Source organism: Aquimarina rhabdastrellae, assembly GCA_947387485.1.
Lineage (GTDB): Bacteria > Bacteroidota > Bacteroidia > Flavobacteriales > Flavobacteriaceae > Aquimarina.
Window position 1 is genome coordinate 185345 of sequence record CANDNT010000005.1, and the last position, 23726, is coordinate 209070.

18 protein-coding genes and 2 tRNA genes are annotated in these 23726 nt (G+C 31.9%); 10 read left to right on the forward strand and 10 right to left on the reverse strand.

The annotated features are described in order from the left end of the window. Positions 1-102: 102 nt before the first annotated feature. From ACYEKI_RS10580 to prfA, 3 genes are all read left to right on the forward strand, one after another. Positions 103-1218: a hypothetical protein gene (locus ACYEKI_RS10580; RefSeq protein WP_459211160.1), complete on the forward strand. Its 1116-nt coding sequence runs from the start codon at positions 103-105 to the stop codon at positions 1216-1218. A gap of 429 nt (positions 1219-1647) precedes the next feature. Continuing rightward, on the forward strand, positions 1648-3198 hold the full coding sequence (locus ACYEKI_RS10585) for a peptide MFS transporter (protein ID WP_459211161.1): 1551 nt from the start codon (positions 1648-1650) through the stop codon (positions 3196-3198). A 162-nt stretch (positions 3199-3360) separates the two neighbouring features. Then, positions 3361-4437, forward strand: a complete 1077-nt coding sequence (gene prfA, locus ACYEKI_RS10590) for a peptide chain release factor 1 (protein WP_459211228.1) — start codon at positions 3361-3363, stop codon at positions 4435-4437. A 133-nt stretch (positions 4438-4570) separates the two neighbouring features. Here the strand turns inward: prfA and lgt are convergent, their stop codons facing one another. From lgt to folE, 4 genes are all read right to left on the reverse strand, one after another. Then, positions 4571-5488 (reverse strand): prolipoprotein diacylglyceryl transferase, encoded by a 918-nt coding sequence (gene lgt / locus ACYEKI_RS10595; RefSeq protein ID WP_459211162.1) that lies wholly within the window; start codon positions 5486-5488, stop codon positions 4571-4573. Positions 5489-5592: 104 nt separating this feature from the next. Beyond that, positions 5593-5841: a membrane protein insertion efficiency factor YidD gene (gene yidD / locus ACYEKI_RS10600; protein WP_459211163.1), complete on the reverse strand. Its 249-nt coding sequence runs from the start codon at positions 5839-5841 to the stop codon at positions 5593-5595. A 9-nt stretch (positions 5842-5850) separates the two neighbouring features. Continuing rightward, positions 5851-7347, reverse strand: coding sequence for a cysteine--tRNA ligase (gene cysS / locus ACYEKI_RS10605; protein WP_459211164.1), 1497 nt, complete (start codon positions 7345-7347; stop codon positions 5851-5853). A 29-nt stretch (positions 7348-7376) separates the two neighbouring features. Further along, on the reverse strand, positions 7377-8054 hold the full coding sequence (folE, locus tag ACYEKI_RS10610; protein WP_459211165.1) for a GTP cyclohydrolase I FolE: 678 nt from the start codon (positions 8052-8054) through the stop codon (positions 7377-7379). Positions 8055-8214: 160 nt separating this feature from the next. Here folE and ACYEKI_RS10615 point away from each other — a divergent pair, with 160 nt between their 5' ends. Then, positions 8215-11472: a T9SS type B sorting domain-containing protein gene (locus tag ACYEKI_RS10615; RefSeq protein ID WP_459211166.1), complete on the forward strand. Its 3258-nt coding sequence runs from the start codon at positions 8215-8217 to the stop codon at positions 11470-11472. A 291-nt stretch (positions 11473-11763) separates the two neighbouring features. Here ACYEKI_RS10615 and ACYEKI_RS10620 read toward each other — a convergent pair whose 3' ends face one another. Further along, the gene (locus tag ACYEKI_RS10620; RefSeq protein WP_459211167.1) at positions 11764-13290 is read right to left on the reverse strand and encodes an OmpP1/FadL family transporter; all 1527 of its coding nucleotides are present in this window, start codon (positions 13288-13290) and stop codon (positions 11764-11766) included. A 91-nt stretch (positions 13291-13381) separates the two neighbouring features. After that, positions 13382-14371: a hypothetical protein gene (locus ACYEKI_RS10625; protein WP_459211168.1), complete on the reverse strand. Its 990-nt coding sequence runs from the start codon at positions 14369-14371 to the stop codon at positions 13382-13384. Between the two features lie 99 nt (positions 14372-14470). On the opposite strand from ACYEKI_RS10625, the gene proS reads away from it, so the two are divergent. The 5 genes from proS (at position 14471) to ACYEKI_RS10650 (ending at position 17116) form a co-directional block, all read left to right on the forward strand. Then, positions 14471-15949, forward strand: coding sequence for a proline--tRNA ligase (gene proS / locus ACYEKI_RS10630; protein WP_459211169.1), 1479 nt, complete (start codon positions 14471-14473; stop codon positions 15947-15949). Positions 15950-16168: 219 nt separating this feature from the next. Then, a tRNA-Glu gene (locus ACYEKI_RS10635) sits at positions 16169-16240 on the forward strand. 63 nt (positions 16241-16303) lie between these two features. After that, positions 16304-16375 (forward strand) — tRNA-Glu (locus ACYEKI_RS10640). Between the two features lie 38 nt (positions 16376-16413). Continuing rightward, on the forward strand, positions 16414-16662 hold the full coding sequence (gene rpsT / locus ACYEKI_RS10645; RefSeq protein ID WP_459211170.1) for a 30S ribosomal protein S20: 249 nt from the start codon (positions 16414-16416) through the stop codon (positions 16660-16662). A gap of 82 nt (positions 16663-16744) precedes the next feature. After that, positions 16745-17116 (forward strand): nuclear transport factor 2 family protein, encoded by a 372-nt coding sequence (locus tag ACYEKI_RS10650; protein ID WP_459211171.1) that lies wholly within the window; start codon positions 16745-16747, stop codon positions 17114-17116. 3 nt (positions 17117-17119) lie between these two features. Here the strand turns inward: ACYEKI_RS10650 and ACYEKI_RS10655 are convergent, their stop codons facing one another. From ACYEKI_RS10655 to ACYEKI_RS10665, 3 genes are all read right to left on the reverse strand, one after another. Further along, positions 17120-18355: a glycosyltransferase family 4 protein gene (locus tag ACYEKI_RS10655; RefSeq protein ID WP_459211172.1), complete on the reverse strand. Its 1236-nt coding sequence runs from the start codon at positions 18353-18355 to the stop codon at positions 17120-17122. Positions 18356-18433: 78 nt separating this feature from the next. Next, positions 18434-19210: a zinc ribbon domain-containing protein gene (locus ACYEKI_RS10660; protein ID WP_459211173.1), complete on the reverse strand. Its 777-nt coding sequence runs from the start codon at positions 19208-19210 to the stop codon at positions 18434-18436. Positions 19211-19212: 2 nt separating this feature from the next. Continuing rightward, positions 19213-20307: a Nif3-like dinuclear metal center hexameric protein gene (locus ACYEKI_RS10665; protein WP_459211174.1), complete on the reverse strand. Its 1095-nt coding sequence runs from the start codon at positions 20305-20307 to the stop codon at positions 19213-19215. 127 nt (positions 20308-20434) lie between these two features. Between ACYEKI_RS10665 and lpxK the strand changes: the two genes are divergently transcribed. Then, on the forward strand, positions 20435-21442 hold the full coding sequence (gene lpxK / locus ACYEKI_RS10670; protein ID WP_459211175.1) for a tetraacyldisaccharide 4'-kinase: 1008 nt from the start codon (positions 20435-20437) through the stop codon (positions 21440-21442). 33 nt (positions 21443-21475) lie between these two features. Here the strand turns inward: lpxK and ACYEKI_RS10675 are convergent, their stop codons facing one another. Beyond that, complete coding sequence (locus ACYEKI_RS10675) at positions 21476-23707, reverse strand: tetratricopeptide repeat-containing hybrid sensor histidine kinase/response regulator (RefSeq protein ID WP_459211176.1); 2232 nt, start codon at positions 23705-23707, stop codon at positions 21476-21478. Between the last annotated feature and the right edge of the window lie 19 nt (positions 23708-23726).

Sequence of the window (23726 nt, forward strand, 5' to 3'; positions counted from 1 at the left end):
AAAAACCATTACTTCTTCGGCTTTAGCTATATATAAAGGATGTTTTTTTGAATCCTTATAAAGTATAGTATATTTGATAACACACAAATACAATACTACTTTATGTCTGATATAACCAAGTTCCATAGTCTTGCCCATATTTTTATTGCGTTTATAGGAGGTGTTTTATTATTGGCTATTTGGTATAATATCAAGAAACGATTCAAGAAACAATTAGAAGAAGATGATTCTCAAAAGAGAATTGATAAAGGACTACTTTATTTAAGTTTTGCTTTGTTTGTTTGGGTGTTTTCTGGAATGTGGATGTATTTGAGTAATGGATTAGGTTTTGCAAATACCATTCTGTATGATATAGGATATAGTCTTTTTTCGGTATTAAATAATCTATTTTTGTTATTGGCTTTATTCTATTTTGATTTTGCACCTTCTTTTTTATATAAAAACGAAAAAAACACAAAAATTATAACCATACTGATTATAGGAGTATCGGTAGTTACATTTGTATTGATACAGATATTAAAAGAAAACCCTATTGCTTATGGAATGCGATGGAGTGGGGTACCAGATTTATTATTATCAAGTTTTATAACTTATTTATTGATAGTGTCTTTTTACAAAACCTTTATGAATAGAGGATTAAAAGTAGTTGCTGTAATAGCTGTAGTCGCAATTAGTTTAATGTTAATCTCTCAGGTTCCAGATGTATTTATTGTTATAGATGAAGAGTTGTATCGTAATTTGATCAAGATTATAGCAAAAACATCTTTAATAGCAATTTTTTTAGTGTTAGCCACAAGTTGGGTTATTCAATTAGCCTTAACACCTAAACCAAGTGAAATGAAGATTAAATTCTTGGATTGGTCTTTGGTGAACATTACTATTCCTTCAAAAGAAATATATGATAAGACTATTGATTTTGGAGCAAAAACTACACAATATAAAAACCTCTTAAAATTTGCGATTAGACGTAAATATGAAACTGGTGATAAACAATATATAGTAGTCTCGTCTGCAGGAGAAATAAAAAGTCAAACTTACCTTAGTAGAATTATAGAAAATATTAATTCGATTTTGGAGTTAACTTCAGAAACACAGCTTGATCGAAAAGATATTTTTACATTTTTAGGACATGGGAAATACCGATTACGTATTATACCCGAAAATATTAGTATTGATAAAACTCTTTTAAAAGAATTTGAAAAAACGTCACAGACATAATAAAGGAGTAATGTAAAAAGTTGTGTGCGATTTATATATTCGGAAATTAAACTTAAGACAAATCCATTAGCAATCAAACAGTCCAGAAATTTTATTATTTCTCTTATAGCTAATTTTACACTATATTTTCGATAGATCGATAAAAGAATTTAGAATTTGATTTGTTAACCTGAAACTCCATCAGCTACCGAACTCAAAAAACACCAAGTGCCTCCTTTTTTACATTTTATATTTAGTGTTTTACATTTTAGATTATACTAGGGTTAAAATACAACGATAGCTCTTGAGCTATCATAAACACTAGGTTGTGATTAATTGTAATTGCTTGTGTAAAATAACAAATGACAATCAAAAGTTATTATTTGTAACGTCATTTTTTGTTTTATAGTAAAAGCTCATGATTTGTACTGTATTAAAAAATTAAAACAGATGAATCTAGAGCAAACAAAAGAAACTACGTTTTTCGGACATCCCAAAGGTTTAATTTACCTCTTCTTTGCAGAGCTATGGGAACGGTTTTCGTTTTACGGAATGAAAGCCTTATTAGTACTATATATGACTAAGCATTTATTATTTAAAGATGATGCCGCTTTTGGAGTAATGGCAGCATATATGTCATTGGTATATGTAACTCCTATGATAGGCGGAATTATAGCTGATCGTTATATAGGATATCGTAAAGCAATATTATGGGGAGGCTCTTTAATGGCTATAGGACATATTTTATTGACTATAGAAGAACCTATATTTTTTTATGGAGCATTGGCTATAATTATAGTAGGTAATGGTTTTTTTAAACCTAATATATCAACTATGGTAGGAGGACTTTATCAAGAAGGAGATAAACGTAGAGATTCTGGATTTACGATTTTTTATTTAGGAATCAATTTAGGTGGAGCTATTGCTCCATTATTATGTGCATTACTTGCAGAATTATATGGATGGCATTATGGATTTATGTTGGCAGGTTTAGGAATGATTATAGGATTAATTGTATTTAAAAGAGGAACACAGGCTCAAGTTTTTGGAGAAAATGGTATAATACCAGATATAAAAGCATATCAAACTAAGGTATGGGGAATGACCAAAGGAACTCGTATCCATATATTAGCATGGTTAGCAGTACCAGTATTTGCCTTGATTGTAAGATTTAATCAGTTTGAACATTATTTGGTGTGGATTATTTCAATAGGATTAATAGGTTATCTGGGATATATACTCAAAACAGTAAGTGCAGTTGAACGAAGCCGATTATGGGTGGCGATCTATTTTACAGCTTTATATGCATTATTTTCTGCAATATTTGAACAAGCAGGGAGTTCTTTAACACTGTTTGCAGATCGCAATGTAAACCTGATAGGAATTAATGCTGCACAGACCAATAGTATCAATTCATTATGGATTGTATTATTAGCAGTTCCGTTTGCAATGTTATGGACATTTTTATCTCGTAAACGTATGAACCCAAGTTCTCCTGTAAAATTTGGTTTAGGTTTATTATTATTAGGATTAGGGTTTGTGATTTTTGGAATTTCTGCACAAGCTTCAGATGAATTTGGAAGAACACCGATGTGGTATTTGATTTTAGGGTATTTTGTACTCACTGTAGGAGAGTTGTTTTTATCCCCTATAGGATTATCAAAGATCACAGAACTTTCGCCAATAAAATATATCACCTTTATTATGGGAGTTTGGTTATCTGCGAACTTTTACGGACACTTTTTTGCAGGAAAAATAGCGAAATTAACAACAGTAAGAGAAGGGGAAGAGAGTATTTTTTCTCAAGGAATTGTAGGTGAGATAGTGGAAAGTATAACAGGATTAGCACCTGCTTTTATACAAGAGAATACAGAAAACTTCCAGCAATTATATTCTTATGTATCGGTATATGCAAGTTTTGGAGTAATCTCAATGATTATAGGAATTCTTGCAATTTTTGTAGCACCATTAATTCAAAAAATGATGAGAGGTATTCAATAGTTTAATCTAAAGTGTTGTTTTATAGGAGGCTGTATGCTTGAAATATAAAGGTGTGACTATATTTTATTGAATACGAAATGTATAGTCAATAGCTTGTTGCGAAAAGCGATTGCTTTTACATAAAAAAACGTATTTTTGCAGAAGTTTACAGAGGAAATACTTATGATAGATAAATTAAATATAGTTAAACAGAAGTTTGACGAGATAAGTGATTTAATTATTCAGCCAGATATAATAGCAGATCAAAAAAGATATATTCAATTAAATAGAGAATATAAAGATCTTAAAGCATTAATGGATAAGCGTGAAGAGTATATCACGTTAACAGATAATATTGCTGAAGCAGAAGAAATTATTGCAGATGGTAGTGATGCCGAAATGGTAGAAATGGCCAAAATGCAATTAGATGAAGCAAAAGAAGCCTTACCAACATTAGAAGAAACAATACGTTTTATGTTGGTACCTAAAGATCCAGAAGATGCTAAAAACTGCGTGGTAGAGGTTCGAGCAGGAACTGGTGGAGACGAAGCGAGTATCTTTGCAGGAGATCTATACCGTATGTATACTAAGTATTGTGAAGGTAGAGGATGGAAAACTAGCGTAGTAGATCTTAACGAAGGAACTAGTGGTGGATATAAAGAGATTATCTTTGAAGTAAGTGGAGAAGATGTATATGGAACAATGAAGTTTGAGGCAGGTGTACACCGTGTACAACGTGTACCTCAAACAGAAACTCAAGGACGTGTACATACTAGTGCAGCAACGGTAATGGTTTTACCTGAGGCAGAAGAGTTTGATATAGAACTGGATATGAAAGAAGTGAGAATTGAGAGAACTACGTCTACAGGACCTGGAGGACAATCGGTAAACACAACATATTCGGCAATTAAACTACATCACGAACCTACAGGAATGATCGTAAGTTGTCAGGATCAAAAATCATCACATAAAAACTTAGAGAAAGCATTAAAGGTTTTACGTTCTAGATTATACGAATTAGAATTGGCTAAAAAACAAGCAGCTGATTCAGAAAAACGTAAGAGTATGGTATCTTCTGGAGACCGTTCTGCAAAAATTAGAACATATAACTATCCTCAAGGGCGTGTGACAGATCACCGTATAGGATTGACATTATATGATTTAGGAAATATCATTAATGGTGATATCCAAAAAATCATTGACGAATTACAATTAGTAGAAAATACAGAAAAGCTAAAAGAATCTAGCGATTTATTTTAGATAATACTTTTAAAACATTAAAAATCCTCTTTTATCATAGTGTAAAAGAGGATTTTTTTTACTTATAGTAGAATAAAAAAATAACCGCTTGGATTTATCAAACGGTTATGCTATAATGAAATTAATAATAGACTTAACTTTTTTGAGGTCTTAATACAAAGTATAAACCAGTAAGTATAAAAGGAATACTTAACCATTGACCAGTAGAGAAAATACCTAAAGCACTTTCAAAACCTCCTTGGCTTTGTTTTACATATTCTACAGCAAAACGAACAGCCCAAATAAGGATAAGATACATTCCAAATAAGAAACCTGGTTGATTTCCTTTATTCGCTTTCCAATACATAAACCATAGTGCTGCAAATACGAATATATAACCAAATGCTTCATATAATTGAGCGGGGTGACGATATGGAATAGCTTCTAGAATATCTGCAAATTGAGGATTATCTGTAATGGCACTATACGCTTTATTTACATTTTTAATACCAGTTTTTTGAACAACTTCGTATTGACTTAAACCATCTCTAACAAATTTAACTCCCAAAGGAAAATCGTCTGAAGGTTTACCTATGATTTCAGAATTAAAGAAATTACCTAATCTTACAAAAATACCACCACAAGCTGCAGGAATAGTAACACGGTCTAAAACCCAAAGTGTAGGTTTTTTTAATATATTTTTTGAGTAATAATACATTGCAATGATAAAAGCAATAGCTGCACCGTGACTAGCCAAACCTTGGAAACCAATAAATTTAAACGACGGACTAAACTTAAATGGTAGTATGATTTCTAAGAGATTATTTTTGTAATATGCCCAATCATAAAAGAAAACATGACCTAATCGAGCTCCAATAAGAGTACCTAGTACCGCATATATAAAAACTGAATCTAGTTTTTCCATATCGATCTTCTCTCGAATGTAAATTCTTTTCATCAATACCCAACCCAGCGAAAAAGCCACGACAAACATAAGGCTATAGAAGTGTAATGTGTAGAAACCTAAATCGATACCTTTGGCAGGATTCCAGATGATTTTTGCAAATATCATTGATTATATAGTATTTAATTAGATAATGAAGTAAATATAAATAAATATGTGAATCTTGAGGAAAACAAAAGCCTAATTAATATTTAATTAGGCTATATATAGTATTATTTGTTTTTTGAATTTTGAGAAGGAGGTACAGGATCATAACCTTTTCCTCCCCATGGATGACAACTAAATATCCTTTTGGTTGCTAACCATCCACCTTTTAATAATCCATGCTTTTGTAATGCCTCTATTGTATAATGTGAACATGTAGGATGATAACGACACGTAGCAGGAGTAAGTGGCGAAATAAAACGCTGATATATGCGAACCAAAAAAATAAATGGTATAACAAGTAATCGTTTACTCACAATTATAAATTAGTTTAAAGTAAAAGATGTTCCTTCACGGCCATCCTTTAACTGTATACCTATAGCAGCTAATTCATCTCTAATTTGATCACTTAAAGCAAAATCTTTATTTACTCTAGCTTCTGCTCTAAGCTTGATTAAAAGTTCTACTGCTCCAGATAATTTATCGGTATTATCTGCAGATGTAGCATTAACATCTTGTAGCCCTAAAACATCAAAAACAAAAGCATGAAGCGTGTTTTTAAGTATTTCAAAATCAGTGGTAGTTATCGTAGCTTTATTGTCTTTAAGATTGTTGATGAATTTTACAGCCTCAAATAATTTAGCTATTAAAATAGGACTATTGAAGTCATCATTCATAGCATCATAACATTCCTGTCTCCAGATAGAAACATCGAGGCCGTTAGTCGTTTTTCCTGTATTGATTTGTGATAAAGTATTTATAGCTTCCATAAGCTTATAAAATCCTTTTTCTGAAGCTTCTAATGCATCATTAGAAAAATCTAAAATACTTCTATAATTAGCTTGAAGCATAAAAAAGCGAGCTACAGTAGGAGCATAAGCTTTGTTTAAAATAGGATTATCACCATTAAAGATTTCTGCAGGAGAAATAATATTTCCTGTAGACTTTGACATCTTTTTACCATTTAAAGTTAACATATTGGCATGCATCCAGTAGTTAACAGGTGTTTTTCCACAAGCAGCTTCACCTTGAGCAATTTCACACTCATGATGAGGGAATTTCAAATCCATCCCACCTCCGTGAATATCAAAAGTCTCCCCTAGATATTTTGTACTCATAACAGTACATTCTAAGTGCCATCCTGGAAAACCATCACTCCATGGTGAAGGCCAACGCATGATATGTTGTGGTTCGGCTTTTTTCCATAAAGCAAAATCTTGAGGATTCTTTTTATCACTTTGAGCAGTCAATTCTCGAGTATTTGCAATCATATCTTCGAGATTACGACCGCTTAGTTTACCGTAATCATTTGTTTCATTAAACTTTTTAACATCAAAATAAACAGAACCGTTAGAGATATAAGCAAAACCATTATCTATAATAGTCTTAATGATTTCGATTTGTTCAACAATATGACCTGTAGCAGTAGGTTCGATACTAGGCGGGATATTATTGAACTTGTTTAAAATGTTATGAAAGTCAACAGTATAACGCTGTACGACTTCCATAGGTTCTAGTTGTTCTAAACGAGCCTTTTTAGAAATCTTATCTTCACCTACTTCTTCATCATTTTCTAAATGACCTGCATCAGTGATATTACGTACATAGCGTACCTTATACCCTAAATGTTTTAAATATCTAAAAACTAAATCAAACGAAATAAATGTGCGACAATTTCCTAAATGTACATTGCTATATACAGTAGGTCCACAAACATACATTCCTATGTTTCCTTCTGTAATAGGTTTAAAAGCTTCTTTTTCGCCAGTAAGCGAATTATAAATTTTTAAGTGTTGTGATGTGTACAATGGATCTGTCGCCATAATTATTTATATAATGTTTTTTTAAGGTTTTAAAATTGAGTGTCTAATTGGATGTAGTTTAAAAATTCTTTACGTACTGCAGGATCTTTGAATTTACCACCGAATTCACTAGTAACAGTACTACTTTCGATATCTCGTATTCCTCTAGAGTTTACACATAAGTGTTTTGCATCAATAACACATGCAACATCTTGAGTACCTAATATTTCTTGTAGATCTTGAACGACTTGCATAGTCATACGTTCTTGAACTTGAGGACGCTTAGCATAATAGTCTACGATACGATTCATTTTGGATAATCCTACTACTGTACCATTTGAGATGTAAGCGACATGAGCACGACCTACTATAGGTAATAAATGATGTTCACAAGTAGAGTATACTGTTATATTTTTTTCAACCAACATTTCTCCATATTGGTAAGTATTATTGAACGTTGATGCAGTAGGTTTATTATCTGGATTTAATCCTGAGAAAATTTCCTTTACAAACATTTTTGCCACACGTTGAGGAGTACCTTGTAAACTATCATCGGTTAAATCAAGTCCAAGAGTTTCCATGATGTGATGAACATCTTTTTTTATTAATTCTATTTTTTCGGCATCACTTAGTGTGAATGCATCATCTCTTAATGGGGTGTTGGCGCTAGTAGCTACATGATTATCACCTAACGCCTCAATAGCTTCAAGGGCTTTATCTATTTTCATTGTCATTCTTTAAGAATAGCAAAAATACTATTTATAATTGGCGCAAAGATACAATTTTGTAGTTTTTGAAAGCTAAACCTTTGTTAACAATTATATAGAAGCATAAGAAGAGACATTATTGGTATATTTTTCTTATTTTAACCCACTTAATTCCGCAATTATGATCAATATCCCTATCAGTCAAAACCAAACATCAATTACTTTTTTATACAAGTTTATATTTTTTGTTTTGTTATTTATTTGTTCATCAGTATCTTATGGTCAAGGTGCTACATGTGAGGTTTCAGAGCCTTTTTGTTCAGATGCTTCAGGAGAACTTGTTTTTGAGAATGTTACGGGAGTATCAAGTACTACTTCTATAGGATGTTTATCATCAACACCAAATCCTGCTTGGTATTTTTTAAGAATTGATCAATTAGGAAGATTAGAATTTGATATTATACAATGGGTAGATACAAACGGTAATAATATTCCTGATGGAACGGAAAGACGCTTAGATGTAGATTTTATTGCTTGGGGACCTTTTTCTACTTCAGATTCTAATTGTACAGATTTGGCTAGAGCATGTGACACCAATGGTGATGGTGTAGCAAACGAAAATTGTCCTAATAATACAGCTGGACATGATTTTTATTTAACTAATGCTGATAATACAAATATAGTAGACTGTAGTTATGATGGGGCAAGTGTAGAGTCCTTTATTATTCCTGATGCACAAATAGGAGAATATTATTTATTATTAGTAACGAATTTTGCGAATACTTCTGGGAAAATAAAATTAGAGCAAAGAAATTTAGGTAATACAGGAGCTGGAGAGACAGATTGCTCGATAGTAATTACACCATTTTCTGATAGAGATGTGTGTGGTAATGATCCTATAGAGATAGATGGAACAACTACTGATGCGGTTATTTATCAATGGGCCGTTTTTAATGAAACAACGATGATGTTTGACGATATACCAGGAGAAACTAATCCTATTCTTACAGTTAGTGTTTCAGGAACATATCAATTAACTGTTGAGGATATAGATGGTAATTCTGTGATAGAAGATATAGTTGTCACTTTCTATGATGAACCAGTAATAGCTAATACTCCTCAAAATTTTACAATGTGCGGATCAAGTGATGGAATGGCTGAATTTGATTTTTCACTTAATGACAATCTAATTTTAGGAACTCAAGATCCAGGAGTATTTTTAGTTTCGTATCATACTAGTCAAGATGATGCAGAAAATAATAGAAATGCAATACCTAATCGAACGAATTATACGAGTATAACAACAGAGGTTTTTGCTAGAATAGGGCGTAATGATTTAACAAGTTGCGCAGTAATAACATCTTTTCAATTGACAGCAAATCCAGCGCCAATATTGTCAGATACACAATTTGATTATACAATTTGTGAAGTATTGGACGCTACGCCAAATGAAACAGAATTGTCTTTTGCTGCTATGTTAGCAGGATTAAGAGATAGTAGTGATCAATCTACTACTTTGCTAGATGCTACAGAACCATTAAGTATTGCTGATTTTGTAATTACATATCATAGAAGTATGGCTGATGCAGAAAATGATGTTAATCCAGTTGCTGATAACTCAATAATTAATAATGGCACGGTTTTATTTGTAAGAGTAGAAAATAATGAAGCATCTAATCCAACAGGGTGTTTTAATATAGATAATATAGCAACTATTACCATCGAAGTATCTCAAATACCAGGAGTAAATACTAATGTGCCTGATGATATAGAATGTGCGACATCAACTGCAGATCAAAATATAAGAATATTTGATTTAACAGAAAACGATGCAAATATATCTGTAGCAGCTAACTCTCCAGATGTAGAGGTGATTTATTATGCAAGTATGGCGGATTTTAATGCAAGTACACCTATAGCCAACCCTAATGCGTATACCAATTTAAGTAATCCTCAAACAATAATAGCACAGGTGGTTAATCCTGTAAGTGGATGTATATCTAATGAAATAGTAGATTTTGATTTAGTCGTAAATCCTATACCTATTCTAGCCGATACTAATTTTAGTTATGCTATATGCGAAGATATGGATGCCACGCCTAATGAAGATAATGTGGACTTTTCTGAAATGTTAACAAATTTAATAGCTAGTAATAGTTCTTTAAGTGAATTATTAGATGGAGGAGAACCTATTGCTTTAGCAGATTTTAATGTGTCTTTTCATCTTACAGATGTTGATGCTATGTCAAGCATGAATCCTATTACAGATGGAGCAGCATTAACAGATGGAACAATTTTATATGTTAGAGTGGAAAACCCTATAACTGGATGCTTTAATACAGATAATATAGCTCAAATCACATTGAGTATAAATAGCAAACCTAATGCTATAGCTGTGACAGCACCATATGAGGTTTGTGAAACAGAAGTAGGTTCTTCTATAGGTATATTTGATTTAACACTGTATAATGATGAGGTTACTGGAGAAGATCCTGTTCCTGCTAGTTATGCATTTACATATAGATTAAGTGCAGATGAAACATCTGATGTTATTGCAGCACCAGAAACTTTTGAAGGAACAACAGGCCAGATTATTTATGTGTGGATAGAGGATACCACATCAGGATGTGTTTCTGAAATAGGAAATTTTACACTACAGGTGAATCCTTTACCTGTGGTAATATATAGAGAAGATGGTATTGAGTGTACTAATATTAATGGTGATTTAGCAATAAATCTAGGTCAGGATTTAGGTACTGGATATATTTATGATTGGACACCCGATAATGACCCTGATGGAGATGGGGTTGAAAATCCAATTTTTGAAATAAGAAATTTAACAGAAACAACTACTTTTTCATTAACAATTCAAGATATAAGCGCAAGTACTGTAACCTCTTGTGAAAATACATACGAAGTTGAATTAACACCAACTTTTCCTCCTATAGGATTAGAAGTTGATATTCAGTCAGATGCTTTTTCTGGTTTCTTTATGGTTACAGGAGTACCAGATATAGGATTAGGAAATGATGCAGATTATGAATACCAATTAGATGATGGCGAGTTTCAAGATTCTCCAACATTTACAAACTTAAGAGGAGGAGAGCATACCATGACAATAAGAAATCGTTATGGATGTGGTGCAGAAATAACAACTTCTTTTATATTAATTGATTATCCTAGATTCTTTACACCTAATGGAGATGGATTTAATGATGTTTGGAGAATAGAACATATAGAAAATCAGGAAAATGCGATCATTTATATATTTGATCGATCAGGTAAATTATTGAAACAACTAGTACCAGGTGAAGCTTGGGACGGAACATATAATGGTAGAAATTTACCCGCGTCAGATTATTGGTTCAGAGTAGAGTATACAGAGCCTAGAGATAATACAAGTAGAGTTTTTAAAGCTAACTTTAGTTTGAAGCGATAAATTTTTCTTAAAGATAAGGATGAAAACAGGAATTGTGATTAATTACAATCCCTGTTTTGTTTTAGATACATTACTTCCAAAAAGAAGCTTTAAACGATATCAAATAAAGTATGATAGAAGTAACTAGAACGGTGAGTATAATAAAACTATGTTGTAATACTGGATATACGTACTTTAGTATGGATTAAAAATAAAATAGCTCAAGAGGTATAAGAGTTTCTTGAGCTATTTTTATATGTTAATCTAAATCTAAAAATGCAATATGTTTTAGAAATAGTGATTAATAGATTCTTATAAACTTAAAGAAAATGTTACAGTAATATTTTCCCTTTCTTGAGTAATAGAAGCAGTGTTTAGAAAAACATCACTATCAATGAATTGCTGTCTACGATCCTGTTCTGCATAATCATATGCAATATCTAATTTCATTTTTCCGAAATTATAACCAAGACCTAAAGAATACCCGTTAGTATCACCTAATTGAGTTTCGTCTCTATAAGGACTTTCTTCATAGCGTAAACCGCCTCTAAAACTCCAGTTTTGATGCCTTAATTCACCACCAATTCTTACACTTGCAGCACCTTGTAAAGTATTTTTAATACGGTTGTTTTGAAAAGAATAATCAAGATCATCATAAAAATCATCGCTAGAACTAAACTTTGTAGTAGCATAATCTTTATAACTATAATCAATACTAATTAATCCGCTTTTTCCAAAGATAAAAGCTGCACTTCCTGTAAACTTAGCAGGAGTTCTTAAACGATATTCTGGAAAAATATTAATAACGTTGGGATTTGCTATCGCTGTACCATTTGTATTACTATCTGAACTTAAAGCTTGTCTAGTTTCTTCAGAAATTAAAAACCAAGTAGGTGTTTCTAAAGAAGCTCCTAAACGTAAGAAAGGTGTGATTTTTGCAATTCCACCTATATGAGCAGAAAAACCAGATCCTCTAGTTGATAAACGATTGGTAAAAGCAATTTCATTAATATCAGAACCTGTATTCGAATTGAATTCAAAATAGCGAGTTACTTGATCATAATTTATAAAATGAGAGTTTAAGTTAAGACCTAAGTAAAAACGGTCATAAAGTTGCATAGCACCACTTACGCTAAATTTTCCGTTAAAACCAGTGCTTTCAAAAAAGTAGTCCTGATTAAATGAACCAGAAGCTACATTAGAAATATATTCGGTATTAGAAGGATCAGAAGGATCGACAGCATCCAAGATAAAAGTTTCATAAGCTAATAAGGCTTCTTGAGCTCTAGTTCCTTCTCTTTCGCCTAATCGAGCATAAGTGTCTTCTAAAAATCCATTACCTACAGAAATTTGATCAAGGGGAAAACCTTGTGCGGCATTTAAGAAATGACGATCTATAGAAACAGAACTGTTACCAGCTGCAATAAATTCATCTTCGTTATCACTAGTTTGATCATAATTAATACCTAAAACTAGTTTGTTAATAGGAATTGTCTCGTCATTATTTTTAAAAACAAAAACAGCTCCTAATTGATTAAAGTTTAAATTGCTATTAGAATTACTCACAATAGAGTTACTAAAAAACGCATCATTGTTAATATTTGAATGCGAAAGCGTGATAGCGCCTAGAGATTTATTAAAAACTGCTGCTCCAGCAGGATTAGTTTGAATAGCAGAAAGATCACCACCTAAAGCTCCAAAAGCACCACTCATACTACGGTAACGTGCCGTACCTTCAATATTTTGATTGGCATAACGTAAAGCATCTGTGATACTTTGTGCATGCAATCCGGCAACACATGTAATGCCTGTGAAAAATAATGTAAATAGTTTTTTCATTTATTAAAAATTAATAGGCTAAAGAAAAGCCATAATGCTTCGATTTAATTAAAAGCAAATGTAATTAATAGTTAAGATATCTTAATAGAAATTATCCTCTTCCTCCACGACTTCTTGAACGACTTCCAGATGATCTTGTACCAGAAGAACGACTACTGCTACTACGACTTCTGAAACTGCTAGATGAACTTCTATTAGAAGATCTAGATCTTGAGTAGTTTGAACGAGAGCGGCTAGGTGTTTGTCTAGAGCGATAAGAACTATTGCTTCTTGTTCTAGGAGAATAAGTTCTTGTTCTAGTTCTAGAACGATCATATGCACTATTAGACCTTGATCTAGATCTGTTATTTATGGTAGCATTTGAGCGTGATCTGTATCTTGAATTACTATTAATGTTAGCTCGGCTTCTCGATCTGCTGTTATAATTTGTATATCGAGATCTATAAGAGGTACCATATCGGCTACGATTAATAACATTTCTATTGTATCTATTATAAGCAATATAAGGAGAGTTATAGTAACGGTAGGAACGATTATAATAGCGATAAGGAGAATAATAAGAATAGAATGGAGGGCAATAAAATGGATTTCCATAATACCATCCTGTATTCCAGTATGGATTAAAGTTCCAAGGATTATAATAACCATAATTATAATACCCTAATCCAAATCCCCAACCATATCCATAAAATGGTCTAAAGCCTGTATTGTAGATATTAATGGAAACTTCGTCAGATGTGCTTCCCCATGCAGGTCTACCTTCAGAATACCCTACAATAGATGTAGTGTCAACTTCATATTGATCACTTGCATAAGAATCTATATCCGTAAAAATAGCTCCCTCTTCAGGAATTTCGCCATATTGTGTAGACTTTTCTGAAAAGTATTGTTCATAATAACCATTTGATTTTTTTTCAACAGTTCGTGGAGTATGTTGTGGTTGATTGGGTTGATTTTCATAAATACCATCATCATCATGAGCAACATATTGATAAGAACCGCAAGAGGTTAATGTAAGAATACTGAGTAACAAAATCAGCCCAGAGGCTTTATTGTTTAGAATATAATTTTTAAGTCGCATATCTCCTTAATTAATTGTTGAACAATACAAATTTAGTTAGTTTTGCCATAACTAAAATTTATTTAACATAGCCACAAGAGTTGTGCCAAATAACAGTTTATGAGCAAGAATTTAACGAAACGAAGTGAAGATTATTCAAAATGGTATAATGAGCTGGTTGTCAAGGCAGATTTAGCCGAGAATTCAGCAGTAAGAGGATGTATGGTCATCAAGCCCTATGGATATGCCATTTGGGAAAAAATGCAAGCTGAACTAGACAAAAAATTTAAGGAAACTGGACATCAAAATGCATATTTCCCCTTATTTGTACCTAAAAGTTTGTTTGAAGCTGAAGAAAAAAATGCAGAGGGATTCGCAAAAGAATGTGCAGTTGTTACACATTATAGATTACAAAATGACCCTGATAGAGAAGGGAAACTAAGAGTAGATCCAGAAGCTAAGTTAGAGGAAGAGTTGGTTGTAAGACCTACGTCTGAAGCTATCATCTGGAATACATATAAAGGATGGATTCAATCCTATAGAGATTTACCTATATTAGTGAATCAATGGGCAAATGTAGTGAGATGGGAGATGAGAACACGTTTGTTTTTACGTACAGCAGAGTTTTTATGGCAAGAAGGGCATACAGCCCATGAAACTAGAGAAGAGGCTATAGCCGAAACTGCACAAATGAATAATATCTATGCAGATTTTGTAGAAAAATTTATGGCAATTCCAGTTGTAAGAGGAAGAAAAACTGAAAGTGAACGTTTTGCTGGAGCAGAAGATACTTATTGTATAGAGGCATTAATGCAAGACGGTAAAGCATTACAAGCAGGTACTTCTCATTTCTTAGGTCAAAATTTTGCAAAAGCATTTGATGTGAAATTTACTTCAAAAGAAGGAAAACAAGATTATGTATGGGCAACCTCATGGGGAGTTTCTACTCGATTAATGGGAGCTTTAATAATGACGCATAGTGATGATCAAGGATTAGTATTACCTCCTAATCTAGCACCAACACAAGTAGTCATTGTTCCTATATACAAAGGTGAGGAGCAATTGAATCAAATTTCTGAAGTAGTAGATACTATAGTAAAAGAATTAAGAAGTAAAGGTATTTCTGTTAAATTTGATAAAAGAGATACGCATAGGCCAGGAGCTAAGTTTGCACAATATGAATTACAAGGAGTTCCGTTAAGAATAGCTATAGGTCCAAAAGATCTTGAAAAAGGAACTGTTGAGTTAGCAAGAAGAGATACACTTACAAAACAAATTGTAGAGCGAGGTGCTATTGTCGATACTGTAGCCAATTTATTAGAAGAAATACAAGAGAGCTTATACACAAAAGCATTAAATTATAGAAACGAGCATATAACGCCTGTAGATACTTTTGATGAGTTTAAAGAGGTATTAGAGGAAAAAGGAGGTTTTATTTCGGCGCATTGGGACGGAACAGCAGAAACCGAACAAAAAATTAAAGATTTAACAAAAGCAACTATACGTTGTATACCATTTGATGGTATAGAAGAAGAGGGAGTTTGCGTATTAACAGGACAACCATCTTCTAGAAGAGTATTATTTGCTAAAGCATATTAATAACTCTTTTATATAAAAAATAAGATTAGTGATTTGTCGATAAGATAAATCACTAATTTTTTTTAAAAATTATTTTATTGTTTTTCAGTGTATTGTGTTTTTGATGCAAAAAAAAATAAAAAAAAGTTCAAAAAAGTATTGCAGAAGTGAAAAAGGGTTGTATATTTGCACCCGCAATCAGCAATCGAAATAATTGAAATACTGAAAAGCAAAAAAAATGGTCCGTTCGTCTAGGGGTTAGGACGCCAGGTTTTCATCCTGGTAACAGGGGTTCGATTCCCCTACGGACTACGAAAAAAAAGTTGCAAGTTTGAAAATTAAGTTTTAAGTTTGCACACCTTTAAAAAGGTAAATGGCCCGTTCGTCTATCGGCTAGGACGCCAGGTTTTCATCCTGGTAAGAGGGGTTCGATTCCCCTACGGGCTACAAGTTTTTAGATAAAAAATTAACGAGAAGAGAGAGAGATGGCAAATCATAAGTCAGCATTAAAGAGAATAAGAAATAGTGAAGCTAAGCGTCTTAGAAATAAGTATCAGCATAAAACTACTCGTAATGCAATTAAGAAATTACGTGAAGCTGATAAAGAAGAGGCAGTTAAGTTGTTTCCTTCAGTAGTTTCTATGATTGATAAATTAGCTAAAAGAAATATTATTCACAGTAATAAAGCGGCTAATTTAAAATCTAAGCTTACTAAGCACGTAGCAGCTCTTTAAGATTAAGAAAGCATTAAAATTTAAACCGATTGAAATTTTCAATCGGTTTTTTTGTTTTTAATATATATCGAAAATTACAGACATGTCTCAGAAACACATAAAAGAAATAGTAGCAGAATGGTTTAATATATGGGAAGAAGGAGATTTTTATAAATTACCACTATCTGAAGATTTTATACATACAAGTCCTTATGGCGTAATAGAAGGTAAAAAGAAATATTTAGATATAGTTTCTGATAATAAAGAAATGTTTTTGGGTAATAGATTTAAAATACTTGATGCAATTTATGATGAAAATAAGGCTAGCGTACGTTATATAATGGAGTCTTCTAATGCGTTTTTGAATGTAAGTGAATGGTTATATATAAAAGAAGGTAAAATCAGTGCTATAATATCATATTATAATAAAGAGGAAGAGAAAAAAGCTGGAAGAGGGATTACTATCCCTCAATAGATATTATGATTTATTTTTTTCTTCAATCCAGCGAGACATAAATTCAGTACTTCTATGAGAATGATGTTGTAGCATAGCTCCTATAAAGTTTTGTGTTCTTAACGATTGTAAGTGTTCTTGTGTATATTCTATATGTTTAAATAGATTAGGTAAAAACTTTTTCTTATCATATAAGTTGTTGATTATTTGAATTCCGTTTTGTTGAGATTTAGACCATAATTCTTTGTCTTTATACAATGTTACGGCAGCAGTAACAATTTCGTCTTCTGTATTGGCTATAATACCGTTCCAAGGTAGGTTATGATGCATACCTTCTGCACCTATAGTTGTTGTAATGCTAGGAGTTCCGCACAACATAGCTTCAGTAAATTTTCCTTTGATACCTGCACCAAATCGTAGAGGAGATAAACAAATTTTAGCATTAGACATTATTTGATGAGCGTTATCTGCCCATCCTTTGATTAAGAATTCTTCTTTAGAATTGTGTAATTGAGAAACTTTTTCGCTTGGATAAGAGCCATAGATATGTAATTCGGATTGAGGAAGTTTTTTACGTATTAGCGGCCATATTTTTTGTTTTAAATATAATGTCACGTCCCAATTAGGAGCGTGTCTAAAATTACCAATATGAACAAAATGTTTACGTTCTTCAAGAGGTACCCAGGAATTGCTTTTTGAAGATGAAATCTCTTCATATAGAAAAGGGAGATGAAAAAGTATTTCTTTAGGAATGTCAAATTCATTTTGCAATAAATCCATTTCGAAAGAAGAAATCATCAAACTTATATCACAGCGGTAGATACTTGCGATTTCTCTTTTTGCAATAGTGCTATTTTTTAATAGCGCAGGTGTAAAAGGTATTTCTTTTTTTAATGCTTCATGTCGGGTCTTTCTTAAACTATGTAGATCTTCTGTATTTAATATTTTTAATGCATTAGGAAGCTGTTGACTAATACGCCACCCAAATTGTTCTTCCATCATAAAACGATCAAAGACTACTATATTAGGCTTCAATTGAGTTATAAAGGTATCAAAAGAGCTGTCATTAGGTTGTATAGATTGTTTTTTAACTTGTAAAGCCTCAAGATCTATCATATGAGGAGTTTCTGAAGCAGGGCTAGCAAAAATAACCTCCCATTGTTGTTGTTTAAAAGAAGTTATTAATTGAAGCATGCGAGTACCAGCAGCAGACGAATTAGGTTCTGGCCATACGTATCCTATGATTAAAACAGTATTCATGTTTAAGAATTGGTTTATACAAAAAAGTCTCAGTAATTAACTTACCGAGACTTTTGATTTTATAAAGATGTAGCTTTCTTATAACTTAGAAAAGATAGCATACATTTTTTCTTTTTCTTCTTGTGCTAATTCTTGATCAACAAGAATTCTACCACTATGCTCATCAATAATGATTTTTTTACGAGCAGCAATCTCCATTTGTACTTGAGGAGGAATAGTAAAGAAAGAACCACCAGAAGCTCCACGTTCAATAGGAACAATTGCTAAACCGTTCTTTACGTTTTTACGAATACGCTTGTATGCATTAACTAAACGATCTTCGATTTCATTTTCAAAATCAGCAGATTTTTGTAATAATGCTTGCTCTTCTTTTTCTGTTTCTCCTAAGATAGCATCTAACTCACCTTTTTTGTGATCAAGATGTGCTTGACGTTCAGATAAACGCGTTTTTGTTTGTTCAATAACTTCGTTTTTATGAACGATTTGAGCTTTAAATTCTTTGATATGCTTTTCTGCTAATTGAATTTCTAATTCTTGAAATTCAATTTCTTTACTTAAAGAGTTGTATTCACGGTTATTGCGAACATTTTTTTGTTGCTCTCCGTATTTTTTTATTAATGACTTAGCCTCTTCAATAAGGTTTTTCTTATTCTTGATTCCCTCATCAATAGTATTTAAGTCATTTTTAAGCTTATCTAATCTGGTGTTTAATCCGGCTACTTCATCTTCTAAGTCTTCAACTTCTAATGGTAATTCACCACGTACGTTACGTATTTCATCAATTCTGGAATCTATTAATTGCAAATCATATAATGCTCTTAATTTTTCCTCTATAGTAACTTCTTTCTTTGCCATGTTTATAAATACTTAATAGGATTGGTATTTTTCTCCGATAAAATGATGGCAAAATTACTGATTTTTTTTCTAAGATAGCTAACAATTAAGTTTTTTGTGTATTGTTCGCTCTCATAATGTCCAATATCTGCCAAAATTAGTTGATTTTCTGCTTGATAAAATTGATGGTATTTTAGATCTGCTGTGATAAAAACATCAGCACCAGCTCTTTTTGCATTTTCGATAGCAAAACTACCACTACCACCTAAAACTGCTACTTTTTGAATAGGTTTATTCAATAAAGAAGAATGTCTTACACATCCTGTTTTAAAAACAGCTTTAATATGTTGTAAAAAATCAAGCTCATTCATAGGTTGCTCTAATTCACCAACCATTCCCATTCCGATATGTTGATTTGTATTTTCTAAAGTAGTGATTTCATAAGCAACCTCTTCATAACTATGCGTGTTAAATAATGCTTTTAATACAGCACTTTGTTTGTGTTTAGGAAAAGTAACCTGTATTTGTGTTTCTGGCTCATAATGTGTTTCTCCTTTTTTTCCTATAGAAGGATTGGCCGTATCTTGAGCTCTAAAACTACCAGTACCGTTTGAAGCAAAACTACAATGATCATAATTACCTATAGTTCCAGCTCCTGCATTAAATAAAGCTTCTTTAAGAAGATCTGCTTCTTTAAGCGGTACATAAGTGGTCAATTTTTTTATGGTATCTTTTTGAGGAATTAAAATTTTGCGATTGACTAATCCTAGTTGTTCACAAATCATATCATTTACTCCTGTAAAAGTATTATCTAAAGCAGTGTGAATGGCGTAGATTGCAATATCATTTTTAATAGCTTTCATCACTACTCGTTCAACGTAAGAGTTACCATTAAATTTTTTGAGACCACTAAAAACTATAGGATGAAAACTTACAATAAGGTTACATTGATTCTCGATAGCTTCATCGACTACAGATTCAAGAGTATCTAATGTAACTAGAACACCGCTAAGTTCGGTTTCTTTATTTCCAACAAGAAGACCTACATTATCAAACCCTTCTGCATAAGATAGAGGTGCTAGTTCTTCTAAATATTGAATGACATCTTTAATTTGCATATTCGTATTTCTAAAAAATGAAAGTACTAAAACTTTTATTAATACAATTGTATATGCTAAATAAGTTTTTTATTAGAGGTAATGCTCTCCAGTAAAATAGTTATTTTCGCTTTACAAAAAATGAGATATGAACCTATTGCGAAAGATTTTATTTCCGATTGTACCTATATATTATGTAATAACTTGGATTAGAAATTTCTGTTATGATCATAATATTTTTAAATCAGTAGCTTATGACTTTCCAGTAATTGCAGTAGGAAACCTAAGTGTAGGAGGGACAGGAAAATCTCCAATGATTGAGTATTTGATTAAGCTATTAAAGAAAGACTATACAATAGCAACTTTAAGTCGTGGGTATAAGCGTGAAACAAAAGGTTTTCAAATGGTAGCAACTACGGCTATAGCAAAAGATGTAGGAGATGAACCGCTACAGTTTAAGAAAAAATTCCCTGAAGTTCTAGTTGCAGTTGATGCTGATAGAAGAAATGGGATAGCTAGACTAAGACAAGAAAATACTGATTTAGATGTACTATTGTTAGATGATGCGTATCAACATCGTAAAGTGAAAGCAGGTTTGTATGTATTGCTTACTGCGTATTATGATTTGTATTTTGATGATATAATGTTACCTACAGGAAATTTGAGAGAACCTATAGGCGGAATGAGTAGAGCAGCTGTAATTATAGTCACCAAATGCCCACCAGATTTAAGTGATCAAGAACAAAATCATATTATAAAAAAAATAAAACCAAAAGAAAATCAGTTAGTACTATTTAGTACAATAGCATATAGTAAACAACTTAAAAGAGATAAAGAATCTTTAAGTATAGATATATTAAAAAAGAAATCTTTTACGTTAGTAACGGGAATAGCAAACCCTAAACCGTTACTAGATTATTACGATAGTTTAGGATTATCATATGAACATTTAGCTTATCCAGATCATCATCATTTTACAGCTCAAGAGATAAAAGAGTTACAATCTAAAAATGTAATCATTACTACAGAAAAAGATTATGTGAGACTAGCAAATTCTCTTGAAAATGACCTATGGTACCAGCCTATAGAAGTACAATTTTTAAATCAAGCCGAACAGTTTGATCAACGAATTAAAGAATTTGTAAAGTCTTTTTAAAGCTAAATGATGATATAATGAAACGTTATGGTTCTAACTTATAGGTTGTTTCTTTGTTAAAGCTTTGTGTAGTTTAGAGAAAAACTCTTCGGTTTTATATGGCTTAGGGATAATGTCATCAAAACCATTGTTATAAAACTCATTTAAATTATCGTCAAGCGTTACGGCTGTTAATGCTATAATAGGTATTTTGGAATCAAATTTTCTAATGATACGAGTGGCTTCTATTCCGCTAATTCCTGGCATATGGATATCCATGAGGATTAAATCAAATTGCTCATTTTTGGCTTTTTCGATAGCGGTATCGCCATTATCTGCAACATCACAAATGATGTTGTTCTTTTCTAAAATTTTTCTGGTGATTAATTGATTAATTTTATTGTCTTCAACAACGAGAATACGTTTATTGGCTATACTATTATAATCAATTGTTTTAATTTCTTCGATATATTTTTTAGGTGGGGCTTCAAAAACATCAAAGTTTAAATCAAAATAAAAAGTAGATCCTTTACCAGGAGCACTTTTTAATTTGATAGTACTACCCATAAGGTCTAATAAATTCTTAACGATAGATAATCCTAAACCAGTACCACCAAATTTTCTGTTGATTTGAACTGAACCTTGAGTAAAGTTTTCAAAAATACTTTGTTGTTTTTTCTCAGAGATTCCAACTCCATCATCCTCAATTTCGAAGCTTAAAAATACCTTATTCTCTACATGACTAAGGAGTTTTACTTTGATCCAGATATTTCCGTTTTGAGTAAACTTAATAGAGTTACCGATAAGATTAATCAATACCTGAGAAATCTTTAGGGGGTCACCTATTAATTTAGACGGAATATTATCATCAAAAGAGTAATGAAGTTTATTGTTTTTATCTTTTGCCGATTTACCTAAAGCGATAAGTACATCATTAATACGTTTTCTTAGATTAAAAGAGGTATTGTCAAGTTCTACTTTTTTGGCTTCAAGCTTATTTAAATCTAGTATATTATTGATTAAAGAGAGCAAGTATTCTCCAGAGAATTTAAGTGAGTTTAAATGTTCTTTTTGGTTAGGAGTAGGACTTTCTTCTAATAATAAATGCGTAAGACCTGTTACAGCATAAAGTGGTGTTCTTAATTCGTGAGTAATAGTTGATAAGAATTGAATCTTGGCTTCACTAGCTCTTTCTGTATTTTCTTTAGCAATAATAAGCTCGGTATTTTTATTTTGTAATAGCTCATTTGCTCTAGCTCTTAAATTATTATTCTTATACAGTGATAATGTTAATAATGATAAAATTGTAATTAAGGCTATACTTAAGATCGTAGTAAGTCTATTGAGTTTAAGTGATTGTTGTTGTTGGAAATTTTCTTCGGTAAGTTCTTCTAGTAATACATTTTTTTCGCTGAGATTAATTTTTGCACTAGCTTCTTGAACAACAATTTCTTTGTTGATATTAAAGAGGGAATCGTTTAGTTTTTGATGCGATTTTAAGAAAAGTAAAGAGGTTTTAAAATCTTCTTGTTGTTCATAAATCTTACTATAAATATAATATGATTTAGAACGAATTTCGAAAAAACGATTCTTTTTACCCATATTCATGGCCAAATCATTAATCTTTTTAGCTTCTTCTATTTGATTAAGCATTAACAAAGCTTCTGCTTTATTGACATATAACTTGGATTTAAGATATAGGTTTTTTGAAGAATTGATTTGAGGTAAAGCACTGTTGAATTGCTGAATTGCTAATTCAGGTTTTTGTTGAGCCATATATAATAACCCTAAATTGATTTGTATAGAACTTTCTAATTCAGGAGCATTATATTGCTGTGCTAATTTCTCTGCGTGAAATAAATCTTCTTGAGCATAATCAAACTCGTTAAGTTGTGTACATATCGAACCACATAAATTTAATGATTGAGCTAATTCTAAAGGATCCTGAGCTTCACGTAGAATTTTTGTGGCTCTAAAAGCTAATTCTTGAGCTTGTTTAAAATCTCTTAATTCAAGATAAAGTTTAGCGAGAACTCTACTTGTTTTGGCAGAGTAAATTCTGTCTTTAGTATTATGAGAAAGTTCTTTGGCTAAAGTGATATTTTTTAATGCGAGCTCAAATTTTGATGTATGGATAGCAAAGGATGCAGCATTTAAATAATTTTCAATAGAATCCTTTGTGGTTAATAGTTGATCTTGATTTCCAAAAGAATATGAAAGAGAAGAGACAACTGAAATCCACAGAGCAAATATAAATGTTATGTAATATTTGATTTGGGTAAGCATTTGCGTCGAAATATCTCAA

Bases quoted from the DNA above. Each gene is read 5' to 3' on its own strand.
- ACYEKI_RS10580 (WP_459211160.1), top strand. From the start codon at position 103: ATGTCTGATATAACCAAGTTCCATAGTCTTGCCCATATTTTTATTGCG.
- ACYEKI_RS10585 (WP_459211161.1), top strand. From the start codon at position 1,648: ATGAATCTAGAGCAAACAAAAGAAACTACGTTTTTCGGACATCCCAAA.
- prfA (WP_459211228.1), top strand. From the start codon at position 3,361: ATGATAGATAAATTAAATATAGTTAAACAGAAGTTTGACGAGATAAGT.
- lgt (WP_459211162.1), bottom strand. From the start codon at position 5,488: ATGATATTTGCAAAAATCATCTGGAATCCTGCCAAAGGTATCGATTTA.
- cysS (WP_459211164.1), bottom strand. From the start codon at position 7,347: ATGGCGACAGATCCATTGTACACATCACAACACTTAAAAATTTATAAT.
- folE (WP_459211165.1), bottom strand. From the start codon at position 8,054: ATGAAAATAGATAAAGCCCTTGAAGCTATTGAGGCGTTAGGTGATAAT.
- ACYEKI_RS10615 (WP_459211166.1), top strand. From the start codon at position 8,215: ATGATCAATATCCCTATCAGTCAAAACCAAACATCAATTACTTTTTTA.
- ACYEKI_RS10620 (WP_459211167.1), bottom strand. From the start codon at position 13,290: ATGAAAAAACTATTTACATTATTTTTCACAGGCATTACATGTGTTGCC.
- ACYEKI_RS10625 (WP_459211168.1), bottom strand. From the start codon at position 14,371: ATGCGACTTAAAAATTATATTCTAAACAATAAAGCCTCTGGGCTGATT.
- proS (WP_459211169.1), top strand. From the start codon at position 14,471: ATGAGCAAGAATTTAACGAAACGAAGTGAAGATTATTCAAAATGGTAT.
- rpsT (WP_459211170.1), top strand. From the start codon at position 16,414: ATGGCAAATCATAAGTCAGCATTAAAGAGAATAAGAAATAGTGAAGCT.
- ACYEKI_RS10650 (WP_459211171.1), top strand. From the start codon at position 16,745: ATGTCTCAGAAACACATAAAAGAAATAGTAGCAGAATGGTTTAATATA.
- ACYEKI_RS10655 (WP_459211172.1), bottom strand. From the start codon at position 18,355: ATGAATACTGTTTTAATCATAGGATACGTATGGCCAGAACCTAATTCG.
- ACYEKI_RS10660 (WP_459211173.1), bottom strand. From the start codon at position 19,210: ATGGCAAAGAAAGAAGTTACTATAGAGGAAAAATTAAGAGCATTATAT.
- ACYEKI_RS10665 (WP_459211174.1), bottom strand. From the start codon at position 20,307: ATGCAAATTAAAGATGTCATTCAATATTTAGAAGAACTAGCACCTCTA.
- lpxK (WP_459211175.1), top strand. From the start codon at position 20,435: ATGAACCTATTGCGAAAGATTTTATTTCCGATTGTACCTATATATTAT.
- ACYEKI_RS10675 (WP_459211176.1), bottom strand. From the start codon at position 23,707: ATGCTTACCCAAATCAAATATTACATAACATTTATATTTGCTCTGTGG.